A 12,194-nucleotide genomic window follows, 5' to 3' on the forward strand; every position below is an offset into this window, starting at 1 on the left:
GAATTTCGAAAATCGGTATTGGACGGTATCTCGTCGCGCGCGCATCATGAGCGCACGAAGCATGAGCGCATTCGTGCTCGCATTCGCATTCGTTTGGGCATTCTGAGGGGACACCAACATGCCGATCGTACATATCAATCTGGTGGAAGGTCGCGACGACGCCACCGTGAAGGCCTGCGTGAAGGCCGTGGCCCGCACCGTGCACGAAACGCTCGGCGCGCCGCTCGAATCGATTCGCGTCTACGCCACGCAAGTGCCCGCTGCGCACTGGGCGGTGGGCGAGCGCACCAAGGATGAGCCGGCCGCGCCGGCCAAGGCAGGCGCGTGATGGGCACGACACCTCGCGACGCCGCCACGCAGGCGCGCCTGCAACAGGCCGCCGACGCGCTGCTGGAAGCCGAACGCTCGCATCGCTTCATCGCCCCGCTGCGCGACACGTTCGCGCCGCTCACCATCGACGACGCCTACGCCATCCAGCGCATCAACACCGAGCGCCGTCTGGCTGCCGGGCGCCGTATCGTCGGCTGCAAGATCGGCCTGACATCGGTCGCCGTGCAAAAGCAGCTCGGCGTCGATCAGCCCGACTTCGGCATGCTCTTCGACGACATGGGCTATGGCGACGGTGAACCGATTCCCGCGTCGATCCTCATGCAACCGAAGATCGAGGCTGAGATCGCCTTTGTGATCGGTCGCGATCTGAGCGTGGAAAATCCGGGCCAGCTGGATGTGCTCAACGCCATCGATTACGCGTTGCCTGCGCTGGAAATCGTCGGCAGCCGCGTTGCCGACTGGAACATTCGCATTACCGACACGATTGCCGACAACGCCTCGTCGTCCGCTTATGTGATTGGCAATACGCCGAAGAAGCTGTCCGAATTCGATGTGCGCATGTGCGGCATGGTCATGGAGCGTCGCGGCGAGCCGGTGTCCGTGGGGGCGGGCGCCGCCTGTCTGGGCAGACCGATCAACGCCGTGGTGTGGCTCGCCCGCACGATGGCGGCCGTGGGCACACCGCTCAAGGCGGGCGATCTGGTGCTCTCCGGCGCGCTCGGCCCAATGGCCGCCGTCACGCCGGGCGACATCTTCGAGACCCGCATCAACGGCCTGGGCTCGGTCCGAGCCGTCTTTGAACCTGCCAGCGAGGCTGCACGATGAGCCACATCCACGACTACGCCAAGCTGCTGGACGATGCAGCGCACTTCGCCCACGAAGTTGAACAGTTCGACACCGATAACCGCCTCTCGCTGGACGACGCCTACGCCATTCAGGCCGCGTCGCTCGCACGCCGCGCCGAACGCGGGGAGACGCGTGTCGGCGTGAAGATGGGGTTCACCAGCCGCGCCAAGATGATTCAGATGGGCCTCTCGGACGTGATCTGGGGCCGGCTGACGTCCGGCATGCAGGTCGAAGAGGGCACGTCCATCGACTTCAAGCGCTACGTGCATCCGCGCGTCGAGCCGGAAATCGCCTTCATTCTGAAAAAGCCGCTCGAAGGCAACGTCACGGGGCCGCAGGCGCTCGCGGCGGTGGAGGCAATTGCACCGGCCATCGAGATCATCGATTCGCGTTACAAGGACTTCAAGTTCACGCTGCCGGAGGTGATTGCCGACAACGCGTCGTCGAGCGGTTTCGTGATCGGTGCCTGGCACGACCCGCGCATCGACTTCTCGAATCTGGGGCTGGCGATGACGATCGACGGCCGCACCGTGCAGGTCGGTTCGACGGCGGCGCTGCTGGGCCATCCGCTGCGCTCGCTGGTTGCGGCGGCGCGTCTGTCGGCTGCCGCGGGCGAGCCGTTGCAGGCGGGCTGGATCGTGATGGCGGGCGGCGCGACGCCGGCCGAATACATCAAGCCGGGGCAGTACGTGTCGGTGGAAATGGAGTCGCTCGGCCGCGTGGGCTTCCACGTCTGAGCCGGATGCCGGGCGGCGGAACTTGCCGCCCGGCGTATCCTCAGCGCTTTACGCGCGCCATGACCCGCAGATCGCTCTCGATCATGCGCACGTCGGTGAATGCCAGCGCAAGCTTGTCGTCGAGCGACGTCAACGCGGGCAGATGGAACATTCCCTGGGCGTCGCCGACGATGGACGGCGCAAAGTACGTCAGCAACTCGTCCACACAACCCTCGCGCAGCATCGAGCCGTTGAGCTTGTACCCGGCTTCCACATGAATTTCGTTGAACTGGCGCTCGCCGAGCGCTCGCATCAGCGCGGGCAGTTCGACCTTGCCGTTCGCATTGGGCAGATCGAGCACGTCCACCCCCAGGTCGCGCAGACGCGACGCGCGATCCGCGTCGCCGTTGGCGCATACCACCAGCGCGTTGCCGTGGGCGAGCACCTTTGCTGTCGGCGAGATGTCCAGCCGCGAGTCCACGACGATACGTAGCGGCTGGCGGGTCGTTTCCACCTCGCGCACCGTCAGCGACGGATCGTCCTCACGTACCGTGCCGATGCCCGTGAGAATCGCGCACGCGCGCGCGCGCCACGCATGGCCGTCGGCGCGGGCGGCAGGCCCCGTCAACCACTGGCTCACGCCGTTGTTGAGCGCAGTCTTGCCGTCGAGACTGGCGGCGACCTTCATGCGCACCCACGGCGTGCCACGCGTCATGCGGGCGATGAAGCCGATGTTCATTTCGCGCGCCTCGCTCTCCAGCAAGCCGCAGCGCACCTCGATACCGGCCTCGCGCAGCATGCCCAGACCACGGCCGGCCACGAGCGGGTTCGGATCTTCCATCGCAGCGATAACGCGTTTGACGCCCGCCTCGATGAGACCCTTGGCACACGGCGGGGTGCGTCCGTAATGGCTGCACGGCTCCAGCGTGACGTAGGCGGTCGCCCCGCGAACCGATTCGCCGCGCGACCGGGCGTCTTTCATCGCCTGCACTTCGGCGTGGTCCTGACCGGCGGGCTGGGTGAAGCCTTCGCCGATCACACGCCCTTCCTGCACGAGCACGCAGCCCACGCGCGGGTTCGGCGTGGTGGTGAACATCGCGCGCTCGGCCAAAGCGAGCGCGCGGCGCATGTGAGCAAAATCCTGTTCGGAAAACATGAGGCGTCGAATCGTCAGATCATCAGCGGCCGGTCGGTCAGGGCATTGTCCGGTGCTGCGCCGGCATGGGCCGGCAGAGATTCGCGCGCAATGCCGCGCAGGGTGTTCAGTGCGTCGAGCACGCTCTGGACATAGCGTTCATCGCGAAAACCGGCGCTCATCCGGGTCACGACAGCGTCCCATCGGTGCGCAGCCACCAGCGCATTGACGCCCTTGTCGGCGATCAGCTCGATGTCGTGATCGGCGATGTTGATGTACAGCAGTATGCCTGTGCGCTCGCTCGTGTGCGCGACCCCCAACTGATGAAACAGTTGAACGGCCCGTTGACGGCACGTCTGACCCTGCCAGACGCTCGCCAGCGGCATCGCCGCTTCGATCACCAGGCGGATCTCGCAACGATGCTCGCGCTCGGATTCGCGGATCGACGTCTCGAGCAGATCGAGCGCGCGTTCGGGAAACAGCCAGCGGGCGTGGGCGCGCCACGTGCCGGCATGACGCAGCCAGCGCGAGATGTCGTGAGGCTTCGCTTGCATTGCGATGTCCTTGTCGTGTGCTCTCGCCATGGCGCTCACCAGTTCCCCGACGAGCCGCCGCCGTCGAATCCGCCGCCACCGCCGCCGCCGAATCCACCACCACCGCCCCCAAATCCGCCGCCGTCGCTGCGTCCCCAGCTCCCGCCGAGGCCTCCACCAATGCCCCCGCCGATGCCGCCCCAGCCGCCGGGGCCGATGCGCCCGCGCTGCCCGGTGAGCACGCGCGAGCGCGGATCGTTGGGGCCGGCGCCGGGCAGTCCGGCGCCCTGGAACCGCCTGCGGCTCTCCATGAGCACCACCATCGCGATGATGAACACGATGAAGAGCAACGGCAGGAAGTCGGACAGATCGGAGTGCGGTGCGCGCGTGGAAGGCAGGTTCGGCGCAGGCAGCGCTTCGTTGTTCATGGCGGCTTGTACGGCGGCCACGCCCGCGGCCAGACCACCGAAGAAGTCGCCCTGACGAAAGTACGGCGCCATGACGTCGCGCAGGATGCGTCCGGAGACGGCATCCGTGAGTGAGCCTTGCACGCCGCGTCCGACTTCGATTCGCATTTTGCGCAAGTCGTTCGGATTGTCTTTGGCGATGAGGAGAATCACGCCGTCGTCGATGCCCTTGCGCCCGGCTTTCCACGCGTCGGCCACGCGAATGCTGTATTGATCGATGGTCTCGGGTGCGGTGCTCGGCAGCATCAGAATGAAGATCTGACTGCCACGCTGTTGCTCATACTGCGCGAGTTGATTTTCAAGCGCGCCGCGCTGATCGGGCGTGAGCGTGCCGGTCAGATCGGTCACCCGCGCGGTGAGCGCGGGCACGGCGACCGGCGCCTCGGCGCCGGCCGGCAGCGCGAGCCAGCACAGACTGGCCAGCGCAAGCGCCCGAAGCGTTTGCAGCAAACGCTTCGACCGGGCAAACCCGACCCATGCAGCAGCCATTGCAGCAGCCATTGCGGGGCCCTCAGAACTTGACGGCCGGGGCCGTGGAGATGGCCTTCTCGTTGTCCACCGTGAAATTCGGCTTCGTGGCGTAGCCGAACACCTTGGCCGTCAGATTGTTCGGGAACTGACGCACGTAGACGTTGTAGTCCTGCACCGCCTGAATGTAACGGTTACGCGCGACGGTGATGCGGTTTTCCGTGCCTTCGAGCTGCGATTGCAGATCGCGGAACAGGCCGTCCGCCTTCAGGTTCGGATAGTTCTCCGAGACCGCCATCAAACGCGACAGCGCACCGGACAACTCCCCCTGCGCCTGCTGGAAGCGCTTGAAAGCCTCGGGGTCGTTGAGCGTTTCGGGCGTTACCGTGATGCTCGTCGCCTTGGCGCGGGCATTGATGACCTCGGTGAGCGTGGCCTGTTCGTGCGAGGCGTAGCCCTTCACGGTGTTCACCAGATTCGGCACCAGATCGGCGCGCCGCTGGTACTGGTTGACGACTTCGCTCCAGGACGCCTTGACCGCCTCGTCCTTCACCTGAATTTCGTTGTATCCGCAGGCGGACAGCAATGACGTAAGCAGCCCCAGCGCGAGCCAGCGCAAGAGTGACTGACGGAGCGTGATCGGCAGCATCTGCATAATGTTTCCCCTTGTTATGGCCGGACGAATGTCCAATGAGTCGAACGGTTCCTGCGGACTGAGCAATTGTTGGAGCGCCCTGCCTGCCAGAGAGTAGGCGAGCGCTCCGTGGGGTTACGCAATCGTCCCAAACGCCTCCCGCGCGGCGTCGATCGTCGCGTCGAGAATCGCGTCGTCATGCGCGGCGGAGACGAAGCCCGCTTCGAACGCGCTCGGCGCGAGGTAGACACCGCGATCGAGCATGGCGTGGAAAAACCTGTTGAAGCGCGCAACGTCCGACGTCGTGACTTCGGCAAAGCTTTGCGGCACGCTGGCGCGGAAGTACAGACCGAACATGCCGCCGACGCTGTCGCCCGAGAACGGCACGCCGGCCGCCTGAGCAGCCTCGACCAGCCCCGTCACGAGCTTCGACGTGCGCCTGGCCAGAGCTTCGTAGAAGCCCGGCGCCTGAATCAGCCTGAGTGTCGCGAGCCCGGCTGCCACGGCCAGCGGGTTGCCCGAGAGCGTGCCGGCCTGATAGACGCCGCCCAGCGGCGCCAGATGCGACATGATGTCGCGGCGTCCGCCGAAGGCCGCCGCGGGCATTCCGCCGCCGATGACCTTGCCCAGACACGTGAGGTCGGCCGTGATTCCGTACAGCGCCTGTGCGCCGCCGAGACCGACGCGAAAACCGCACATCACTTCGTCGAAGATCAGCACGGCGCCGTGCGCGGTGCACAACTCGCGCAACGTCTGGAGGAAGTTGCGCGAAGCGCGCACGAGGTTCATGTTCCCGGCGACCGGCTCGACGATGACCGCGGCGATTTCGCTGCCCTGGCCGGCAAACAGTTCGCGAAGCTGCTCGACGTTGTTGTATTCGAGAACGAGCGTGTCGCGTGTGACTTCGACCGGCACGCCGGCCGAGGAGGGCGCATTGCGCGTCGAATCGGCAAAGGTCAGCAGGCCCGACCCCGCTTTCACGAGCAGGCTGTCGGCATGGCCGTGATAGCAGCCTTCGAACTTGACGATCTTGTTGCGGCCCGTGAAGCCGCGCGCCAGCCGCAGGGCGCTCATCGTCGCTTCCGTTCCGGAGGACACCAGACGCACCTGCTCGATGGACGGCACGAGACGGCAGATTTCCTCGGCCATCACCACTTCCGCCTCGGTCGGAGCGCCGAAGCTGAAGCCTTGCGACATGGCCGCTTGCACGGCGGCAACGACATCCGGATGCAGATGGCCGACGATCATCGGGCCCCAGGAGCCGATGTAGTCGATGTAGCGCACACCTTCGGCATCCCACATGTAGGGGCCTTGCGCGCGGGCGATGAAGCGCGGCGTGCCGCCGACCGAGCGGAACGCGCGTACGGGCGAATTTACACCGCCGGGAATGGTTTGCTGGGCGCGCTCGAACAGCGCGGTATTCGTCGTGTTTTCGGACATGGGTTCAGCTTCGCGGCGCATCGGCCTATTCACCTTAATGCGTCGATTCTAGCGGATGGCGCCGAAGTCCGGGACTTCTCCCCGCGCGGGGCTTCTGTTAGATTGGGGGCACCTTTACTCAATGCCAAGGAAATTCAAGGCCCGTCGACATGTCCACCGTCCACTCGCAACGTCCTTCGATCACTGTCTCGTCTCTCGACCTCGATCGTCTGTATTCGGTCATCGAGAATGCACCGCGCACGGCCCTGCCGTATGTGGAGGCACTCGAAACAGAGCTCGCCCGTGCGAGCGTCGTCGAGCCGGAGCAAATGCCGGCCGACGTCGCCACGATGAATTCGGTGGTGCGCTATCGCGACCTCGCCACGCAGCAGGAGCATCGCGTGACGCTGGTGTATCCGCAGCATCCGGCTGCCGCGCACAACGGTATTTCGGTGCTTGCGCCGGTCGGCAGCGCGCTGCTGGGCCTGCGCGTCGGTCAGTCGATCCACTGGCAAGTGCCGGGCGGCCATCTGATCGAGCTCGAACTGCTCGGCCTCGACTACCAGCCCGAAGCCGCTGGCGAATATCACCGCTGAATCTCACCTCTGCGCAACACCATTGGGAGATTCGGATCTCCCGAGTCTTCCAAGCCTTCTCCTCAACGCTTTTTGCAATTCCGCGATCCCGCAATCCGGCAGCCCACGCCATCCCCCATCTTGCGCCGCGCAGGCAATCCCGGTTTTCCCGAGACGCCACGTTTCGCCTCGATCAGCGACGTAGCCAGCCGCGCGCGATCGGCCACGCCATCAATCGACGATAGACACCTTCGAGGATCGCCGCGACGATACGGCTCGTCTCGCGGGCGCTCGCCGTGCGCATGATGAGCGCGACGACGACCGAGACGGCCAGCGCGCCGAACATGTCCACCGGCCAGTGCACGCCGAGATAGATGCGCGCCCAGCACACCGGCAGTGCGCAGATCAGCAGCAACTTGCCCAGCAGGCGCGGGGTGCGTGCGACGGTGCCCATCAGCACGAATGCGGAAGTGAACAGGATCGACCCGTGATTGCTTGGAAAGGCGCTCGTGGGCGCATGCGCCAGCAGATTCGTGCCGAGACCGGCGACGAACGGGCGCGGCTCGAACCACGCAAGACCGATGACGAAGTTGATCAGCAGCACGAGCCCCACGCCCAGCAGGCCGTGAACGGCGCCTTCACGGTCCCGTCCGCCAGCCAACCACAGCGTCGCGAGTCCTACCGGCAACAGCAGGATCAGATATTTGGCAAGAAAGACGGCGACGGCCAGTTCGCCCTCGCTGACGTTCGGCGAGGCGTTGATGGCCAGAAAGAGGGCGCGATTGAGCGAATCCATGAACTCCGGGGGGATCGAATGCCTGCCGGAGGTTCGGGCACTGCCGGGCGACGGTATTACCGGTGCAACAGCGGGCCGTCGGCCGCCGGCGGGCGGTTTGTGACGAACGGATGACAGATTCTGGCCGAGCCGGCGCCCGGAGGAAAGTGGCGATTGTCATCATTTTGTAACACCTTGAATTGTCACTTTTCTTTCGACGCTCCCGGAGGTAGAATCGCGCCGTCATAGCTCTCAGGAGGTCCTTCCGTGGACAGTAGTTCTAGTGGTAGTTGCCGGTCGACCGAAGTCGACACCACCACCGCGAGTTAGTCCCCGGGATCTTCCCAGCCGCTAACTCGCATTGCCGGGTTGGCGCGCACCTCAGACGTCCGTTTCGTTTGTCCCCGTCCTTGGGTCGCGGTTGTCGTGCGACGCAGGGTTTCGTTGGGTCGTAGCGATAGCGTCCGTCTTTCGTAGCACGCTCCCTTATTGGTTTTACGTCTGCCGTTCGGGCTGTTCCGCCGTGCGTGTGCGTTCGCGTGGTCGTCATCGACGACGCGTGAGCGGCACCTGCGCCGCAGGGATGCCGTGCGGCCGGGAGATTCATCGTGTTCCGTTACTCCATGACCCTGCGCGGAGGCAATCCGCAAGCCCTGATGCTGCCGTCCCAGTGCCTGCATCACTATCACGTCGATCCGCATGCCGATGCTGGCGAGGCCCGTGCCGAGGCCACACGTCGGCGTGCGCTCGCGCGCGTGGGACAGTGGCTGCGCGCGTTCGTGCACCGCCGCGAACCGGTTCGTCGCGGCTGATCCCGCGCCTCCTCTTCACTCCGGGGTGCGGGCCTGACGGGTCACGCCCGCGTCCCATCAGCATTTTCAGGATGTCTCCGATGCAACAAGCTCTCACGCTCAGCGAGCGACTGGTGGCGGTGCTTGGCGCGCGCCTCGGCCTGCGTTTCTTCCGTCGCCGCGACATGCTCGAAACCCTCGATGCGCCTGCGCACGGCCATGAGGCACCACCGGGTCTGCCGGGGTTGCTTCAGGCCGCGCGCGACACCGGTCCAGATCTGCTCGCACGTTTGCGCACCACGCGCAACGGCCTGTCCGACGAGGAAGCCGCCACGGTGCGTGCCCATGTCGGTCCCAACGAAGTCGAGCATGAAAAACCGCTGCCCTGGTGGCGTCACCTGTTCAACTGCTATCGCAACCCGTTCAACCTGCTGCTCACTGCGCTGGCCGCCGTGTCTTATGCGACCGACGACACCGAGGGAACGATCATCATCGCGTCGATGGTGATCGTCTCCACGGTGTTGCGATTTGTGCAGGAAGCCCGTTCGAACAAGGCGGCGGAAAAGCTCAAGGCCATGGTGAGCACAACGGCCACCGTGCTGCGCCGCGAATCGCCGGGCGACGAAGCGAGCGAGCCGGACAAGGTGCGGCGTCCCGGACGCCAGGGCCGCGAAGTCGCGCTGGCCGAACTCGTGCCGGGCGACGTCGTCCTGCTCGCCGCGGGCGACATGATTCCGGCGGATGTGCGCATTCTCGCGGCAAAAGACCTGTTCGTCTCGCAGTCGGCGCTTACGGGCGAGGCGTTGCCAGTCGAGAAGTTCGCGCAGCCTTGCGAGACCGGGGGCACCAATCCGCTCGCGTACGACAATCTCGCCTTCATGGGCACGAACGTCGTGAGCGGCTCGGCCACCGCGGTCGTGGTGGCCACGGGCGCGAGCACGTTTTTCGGCTCGCTCGCCGAACGTGTAACCGCGCAGCAGCCCACGCTCACGTCCTTCCAGCAGGGGGTGAACCGTGTGTCGTGGGTGCTCATCCGTTTCATGCTCGTGATGACCCCCATCGTCCTGCTCATCAACGGCTTCACGAAGCACGACTGGCTCGAAGCGTCGCTCTTCGCGCTGTCGGTCGCGGTCGGACTGACACCCGAAATGCTGCCGATGATCGTCACGGCAACGCTCGCCAAAGGCGCGGTCGTGCTCTCGCGCAAGAAGGTCATCGTCAAGCGGCTCGACGCGATCCAGAATTTCGGCGCCATGGACGTGCTGTGCACCGACAAGACCGGCACCCTCACGCAAGACAGGATTTGTCTGGAGCGTCACACCGATGTGTGGGGCAACGCCTGCGAGGCCGTTCTGGAGCACGCCTACCTCAACAGCTTCTATCAAACGGGCCTGAAGAATCTGCTCGACGTGGCCGTGCTCGACCATGCGGAGATGCACCAGCGTCTGGACGTGGTCAATCGCTACCGCAAGATCGACGAAATTCCGTTCGACTTTCAGCGTCGGCGCATGTCGGTGGTCGTGAGCGAGAACGGCGATCACCACGAACTCATCTGCAAGGGCGCGGTGGAAGAGGTGATGTCCGCGTGCAACCGCGTGCAGCACGGCGCGAACGTCGAGCCGCTCACGCCCGACGTGCTCGCACGTTTGCGGCGCGTCACGGCCGATCTCAACGCCGAGGGATTGCGTGTGGTTGCCGTGGCGACACGTGAGCTGCCGCCCGCGCGCGAGCGCTACACCGTCGCCGACGAAAACGAACTGGTGCTCGTTGGCTACATTGCCTTTCTGGACCCGCCCAAGGAGTCGACGGCCCCCGCACTCCGGGCGCTTGCTGCCTCGGGCGTGGACGTCAAGGTGCTCACCGGAGACAACGATCTCGTGAGCATCAAGGTCTGCCGGGAAGTCGGACTGACCGTAACGGGTTGTGTGCTGGGCGACGACATCGAAGCCATGAGCGACGCCGAACTCGCGCAAACGGTGGAGCGTGCGAACGTCTTCGCGAAGCTCACGCCCGCGCACAAGGAGCGACTCGTTCGCATGTTGCGTGCGAACGGTCACGTCGTCGGTTTCATGGGCGACGGCATCAACGACGCTCCGGCGTTGCGCGCCGCCGATATCGGTATTTCCGTCGACACGGCCGTGGACATCGCGAAGGAAGCCGCCGATCTGATTCTGCTGGAAAAGAGCCTGATGGTGCTGGAGCAAGGCGTGATCGAAGGGCGCCGCACGTTCGCGAACATGCTCAAGTACATCAAGATGACGGCCAGCTCGAACTTCGGCAATGTCTTTTCGGTGCTGATCGCGAGCGCCTTCCTGCCATTTCTGCCGATGCTCCCGTTGCAATTGCTCACGCAAAATCTGCTCTACGATCTGTCGCAAACGACGATTCCGTTCGATAACGTCGACAGCGAGCAACTGACGCAGCCGCAGCGCTGGAACCCGGCGGATCTGTCGCGCTTCATGGTGTTCTTCGGCCCGATCAGTTCGATCTTCGATGTGCTGACGTTCGTGGCGATGTGGCACCTCTTCGGGGCAAACAGCGCGGCACATCAAACGTTGTTCCAGTCGGGCTGGTTCGTCGAAGGGCTGCTCTCGCAGACGCTCATCGTCCACCTCATTCGCACGCGCCGGCTGCCGTTCATCCAGAGCCGCGCCGCATGGCCGCTGCTGTTGATGACGGGCGCAGTGATGCTGATCGGCATCATGCTGCCGATGTCGCCGTTCGCCGAGACGTTCCGCATGCAGGCGCTGCCGCTCGCGTACTTCCCGATGCTCGCTGCGATCTTGCTGGCCTACGCCGTGCTCACCCAATTGATGAAGGGCATGTTCGCGCGTCGATTCGGATGGCAGTGACGCCGCGTCTGCCGGAGTGAAAGGCAAAGCCAGCGGCGCATCGTCCACCGCTGGCTTGTTTCATATCCGGCCATTCGACCCGTTCAGCCCGTTCAGCCCATTCAGCATCGCGGACCGGTGCTCAATCGTCGACCCAGCGTCCCGACGGACGGTCGAAGTGCTGCGGGCGCGGGGCGAAGACGTCGCGTGCGTCGTCGAGTTCGAACGTGACGTCGAGCGCGCCGTCGTTATCGCGCCGGGCGCTGTCGATGGGGTCGTTGCAACACAACCACAGCGAGACGTCCTTGGGCATGCCTTCCACGCGGAACGACTTCTGATTGCCGATGAGGAAGGGCTCGCCGGTTTCGCCAAAGCGTCCGACCAGTTGGCCCATGAGGGCGTCGTGACCGTGATACGGATAGTTCTTGTCGCCGGAAACCTTGTGCAGGTACGTCGCGCCGGAGTTCGGGGTTCGGCCGTTGGCGTCGCGGCGTCCGAACTTGCGGTCGTCGGTGCGGGTACACCATTCTCCCTGGGCTCTCAGGATGACTTTCGGTGCGCTTTGCGCGCCGATCTTGTATCCCGTGTCCTGCCAACCTTCCGTGGCATACACCTTCATGCGTTTGTTGATGCGATCTGTCGTCATGACACGCTCCATCGTTGACGGGGGGCCA

General features: G+C 64.8%; 13 protein-coding genes. 6 read left to right on the forward strand and 7 right to left on the reverse strand.

Going from position 1 to position 12,194, the window contains the following annotated elements:
* Positions 1-118 precede the first annotated feature (118 nt).
* The 3 genes from AB870_RS05315 to AB870_RS05325 are packed head-to-tail and all read left to right on the forward strand — an operon-like array spanning position 119 to position 1,913.
* A complete protein-coding gene (locus AB870_RS05315) occupies positions 119-328 on the forward strand; it encodes a tautomerase family protein (protein ID WP_023597244.1) in 210 nt (69 codons plus the stop codon).
* Positions 328-1,155 carry a 2-keto-4-pentenoate hydratase gene (locus AB870_RS05320; protein ID WP_047907215.1) on the forward strand — a complete coding sequence of 276 codons (828 nt, stop codon included), beginning with the start codon at positions 328-330 and terminating at the stop codon, positions 1,153-1,155. The genes AB870_RS05315 and AB870_RS05320 overlap by 1 nt, the downstream gene beginning before the upstream one ends.
* On the forward strand, positions 1,152-1,913 hold the full coding sequence (locus tag AB870_RS05325; protein WP_047907216.1) for a 2-keto-4-pentenoate hydratase: 762 nt from the start codon (positions 1,152-1,154) through the stop codon (positions 1,911-1,913). The genes AB870_RS05320 and AB870_RS05325 overlap by 4 nt, the downstream gene beginning before the upstream one ends.
* A gap of 40 nt (positions 1,914-1,953) precedes the next feature.
* Here AB870_RS05325 and ribD read toward each other — a convergent pair whose 3' ends face one another.
* The 5 genes from ribD to hemL form a co-directional block, all read right to left on the reverse strand.
* The gene (gene ribD / locus AB870_RS05330) at positions 1,954-3,048 is read right to left on the reverse strand and encodes a bifunctional diaminohydroxyphosphoribosylaminopyrimidine deaminase/5-amino-6-(5-phosphoribosylamino)uracil reductase RibD (RefSeq protein ID WP_047907217.1); all 1,095 of its coding nucleotides are present in this window, start codon (positions 3,046-3,048) and stop codon (positions 1,954-1,956) included.
* A 14-nt stretch (positions 3,049-3,062) separates the two neighbouring features.
* Positions 3,063-3,611, reverse strand: coding sequence for a TPM domain-containing protein (locus AB870_RS05335; RefSeq protein ID WP_053059578.1), 549 nt, complete (start codon positions 3,609-3,611; stop codon positions 3,063-3,065).
* A 5-nt stretch (positions 3,612-3,616) separates the two neighbouring features.
* Complete coding sequence (locus AB870_RS05340) at positions 3,617-4,516, reverse strand: TPM domain-containing protein (RefSeq protein ID WP_047907218.1); 900 nt, start codon at positions 4,514-4,516, stop codon at positions 3,617-3,619.
* Between the two features lie 22 nt (positions 4,517-4,538).
* Positions 4,539-5,150, reverse strand: coding sequence for a LemA family protein (locus tag AB870_RS05345; RefSeq protein ID WP_047907219.1), 612 nt, complete (start codon positions 5,148-5,150; stop codon positions 4,539-4,541).
* Positions 5,151-5,264: 114 nt separating this feature from the next.
* Positions 5,265-6,569, reverse strand: coding sequence for a glutamate-1-semialdehyde 2,1-aminomutase (gene hemL, locus AB870_RS05350; protein WP_047908830.1), 1,305 nt, complete (start codon positions 6,567-6,569; stop codon positions 5,265-5,267).
* A 149-nt stretch (positions 6,570-6,718) separates the two neighbouring features.
* Between hemL and rnk the strand changes: the two genes are divergently transcribed.
* On the forward strand, positions 6,719-7,144 hold the full coding sequence (rnk, locus tag AB870_RS05355) for a nucleoside diphosphate kinase regulator (protein WP_047907220.1): 426 nt from the start codon (positions 6,719-6,721) through the stop codon (positions 7,142-7,144).
* A 172-nt stretch (positions 7,145-7,316) separates the two neighbouring features.
* Here rnk and AB870_RS05360 read toward each other — a convergent pair whose 3' ends face one another.
* Positions 7,317-7,919, reverse strand: coding sequence for a phosphatase PAP2 family protein (locus AB870_RS05360; protein WP_047907221.1), 603 nt, complete (start codon positions 7,917-7,919; stop codon positions 7,317-7,319).
* A 587-nt stretch (positions 7,920-8,506) separates the two neighbouring features.
* On the opposite strand from AB870_RS05360, the gene AB870_RS05365 reads away from it, so the two are divergent.
* Both AB870_RS05365 and mgtA read left to right on the forward strand, forming a co-directional pair.
* Positions 8,507-8,710 carry a hypothetical protein gene (locus tag AB870_RS05365; protein WP_157112242.1) on the forward strand — a complete coding sequence of 68 codons (204 nt, stop codon included), beginning with the start codon at positions 8,507-8,509 and terminating at the stop codon, positions 8,708-8,710.
* 80 nt (positions 8,711-8,790) lie between these two features.
* Entirely contained in the window at positions 8,791-11,541 is a 2,751-nt protein-coding gene (gene mgtA, locus AB870_RS05370) for a magnesium-translocating P-type ATPase (RefSeq protein WP_047907223.1), read from the forward strand.
* Positions 11,542-11,662: 121 nt separating this feature from the next.
* Here the strand turns inward: mgtA and AB870_RS05375 are convergent, their stop codons facing one another.
* Positions 11,663-12,166 carry a hypothetical protein gene (locus AB870_RS05375; RefSeq protein WP_157112243.1) on the reverse strand — a complete coding sequence of 168 codons (504 nt, stop codon included), beginning with the start codon at positions 12,164-12,166 and terminating at the stop codon, positions 11,663-11,665.
* Between the last annotated feature and the right edge of the window lie 28 nt (positions 12,167-12,194).

It is taken from the genome of Pandoraea faecigallinarum (assembly GCF_001029105.3).
GTDB lineage: Bacteria > Pseudomonadota > Gammaproteobacteria > Burkholderiales > Burkholderiaceae > Pandoraea > Pandoraea faecigallinarum.